Source organism: Brevundimonas sp., from assembly GCF_046293315.1.
Taxonomy (GTDB): domain Bacteria; phylum Pseudomonadota; class Alphaproteobacteria; order Caulobacterales; family Caulobacteraceae; genus Brevundimonas.
The window spans coordinates 1-346 of record NZ_JBKBPF010000086.1; the positions used below are offsets into that span (position 1 = coordinate 1).

Annotated in this window: 1 protein-coding gene; it reads right to left on the reverse strand. The window is 66.8% G+C overall.

What is annotated here, in order from left to right:
* Positions 1–181 (reverse strand): aromatic amino acid lyase (locus ACK4SE_RS14150; RefSeq protein WP_409694005.1); only part of this gene is annotated, 181 nt, incomplete at its 3' end.
* Positions 182–346: the final 165 nt, after the last annotated feature.

Genomic DNA, 346 nt, shown 5'->3' on the forward strand with positions numbered 1-346 from the left:
CGAAGCCGGTGTTGATGCCATAGACGGTGCGCCCCTCGGCCAGGATGGCGGCGACAACGGCCGCGCCCTTGTCGACATTGGCCCAGGCGGCGGGGGTCAGGCTGACGGTGAGGGGGCCGTTCAGGGCGGCGCGCAGCTGATTAAGAGTCAGCGGGTCTTGGCCGATGGTGATGTGGGTCATGCGAAGTCCTTTTCCTTCTCCCCTTGGGGGAGAAGGTGGGCGGCGGAGCCGCTCGGATGGGGGGAGGAATCGGAAGCGGAAGAAGCCGGAGCGGTCGCCACGAAACGCCCCCATCCGTCTCGCTCCGCGAGCCACCTTCCCCCGAAATGGGGGAAGGATATCATG